The sequence below is a fragment of the Streptomyces tricolor genome (genome assembly GCF_002155905.1).
Classification (GTDB): domain Bacteria; phylum Actinomycetota; class Actinomycetes; order Streptomycetales; family Streptomycetaceae; genus Streptomyces; species Streptomyces tricolor.
In genome coordinates, this window is record NZ_MUMF01000245.1 from 1 (window position 1) to 1,996 (window position 1,996).

Consider the following 1,996-nt stretch of genomic DNA (forward strand, 5'->3'; position numbering starts at 1 on the left):
AGGCATGACGGCGGGTCGCCCGGGGTGTGACGGTGGGGCTGGCTGGGCGTCGCGGCGGCGTTTGGCGCGGGTCGCCCGGGGCGTGACGGTGGGGCCGGCTTGGCATCGCGGTGAGGCATGGCGGCGGGTTGCCCGGCGTATGACGGTGGGACGGCCGGGCGTCGCGGCGAGGCTGCCCAGGGTGTGGCGGTGGGCCGTCCCCGGCGTGGCGGTGGGCCGCCCCACGCGTGCCGGTAGGCCGCCCAGGGTGTGATGGTGGGGCTGGCCGGGCGTCGAGGCGAGGTGCGGCGGCGGGGCTGCTCGGGGCGTGACGGCGGGGACTGCTCGGGCATCGCGGCGAGCTGTGGCGGCGGGTTGCCCGGCGCGTGACCGTGGGACGGCCGGGCGTAGCGGCGAGGCTGCCCAGGGTGTGGCGGTGGGCTGCCCCCGGCATGACGGTGGGCCGCCAAAGGCGTGGCGGTGGGCCGCCCAGGGTGTGGCGGTGGGCTGCCCCCGGCGTGCCGGTGGGCCGTCCAGGGTGTGGCGGTGGGCCGCCCCACGCGTGCCGGTAGGCCGTCCAGGGTGTGGCGGTAGGCCGCCCAGGGCGTGGCGGTGGGCCGCCCGCGGCGGGGCGCCGGGACCGCCCCAAGCGTGACGGCACCATTGCAAGGCAGGACGAATACCCCTTGGCGGGCATCAGGAACGGGCCGGGCGCACTACGCTCGGTGCACATGAGCGACAGGCATATCAGTCAGCACTTCGAGACCCTCGCGATCCACGCGGGCAACACCGCGGATCCCCTCACCGGCGCGGTCGTCCCGCCGATCTACCAGGTGTCGACCTACAAGCAGGACGGCGTCGGCGGGCTGCGCGGCGGCTACGAGTACAGCCGCAGCGCCAACCCGACCCGGACCGCCCTGGAGGAGAACCTCGCCGCGCTGGAGGGCGGTCGCCGCGGCCTCGCCTTCGCGTCCGGCCTGGCGGCCGAGGACACCCTGCTGCGGACGCTGCTCACCCCGGGCGACCACGTGGTGATCCCGAACGACGCCTACGGCGGCACCTTCCGGCTCTTCGCCAAGGTCGCCACCCGCTGGGGCGTGGAGTGGTCGGTCGCCGACACCAGCGACCCGGCCGCCGTCCGTGCCGCGATCACCCCGAAGACCAAGGCGGTCTGGGTGGAGACCCCCTCCAACCCGCTGCTCGGCATCACCGACATCGCCGCCGTCGCTCAGGTCGCCCACGACGCCGGCGCGAAGCTCGTCGTCGACAACACGTTCGCCACGCCCTACCTCCAGCAGCCGCTCTCGCTCGGCGCCGACGTGGTCGTGCACTCCCTGACCAAGTACATGGGCGGGCACTCGGACGTGGTCGGCGGTGCGCTGATCGTCTCCGACCTGGCCCTCGGCGAGGAACTGGCCTACCACCAGAACGCGATGGGCGCCGTCGCCGGCCCCTTCGACTCCTGGCTGGTGCTGCGCGGCACCAAGACCCTCGCGGTGCGCATGGACCGGCACAGCGAGAACGCCGCGAAGATCGCCGACATGCTGACCCGGCACCCGCGGGTGACCGGCGTGTGCTACCCGGGCCTGCCCGAGCACCCCGGCCACGACGTCGCCGTCAAGCAGATGAAGGCGTTCGGCGGCATGGTGTCGTTCCGGGTCGAGGGCGGCGAGCAGGCCGCGATCGACGTGTGCAACCGCGCCCAGGTGTTCACCCTCGGCGAGTCCCTCGGCGGCGTCGAGTCCCTCATCGAGCACCCCGGCCGGATGACCCACGCCTCCGCGGCCGGCTCCGCGCTGGAGGTCCCGGCCGACCTGGTCCGTCTGTCCGTCGGCATCGAGAACGTCGACGACCTGCTGGAGGACCTGCAGCAGGCCCTCGCCTAGCGGCAGGGGTTCACCAGCCGGTGAGCGGTGGAGTCGTCTCCGAGGGCGACTCCACCCACGGCTGGGCGCCGGCCGCCCACACCGCGAACGCGACGGCCGCGGCCCACACCAGCAGCCACAGCACCCGGCGG

General features: G+C 74.6%; 1 protein-coding gene. It reads left to right on the forward strand.

All coding sequences use genetic code 11. The features are described 5' to 3' along the window. Positions 1–710: 710 nt before the first annotated feature. Positions 711–1,865 (forward strand): cystathionine gamma-synthase, encoded by a 1,155-nt coding sequence (locus tag CCN44_RS18465; RefSeq protein ID WP_059252317.1) that lies wholly within the window; start codon positions 711–713, stop codon positions 1,863–1,865. Positions 1,866–1,996: the final 131 nt, after the last annotated feature.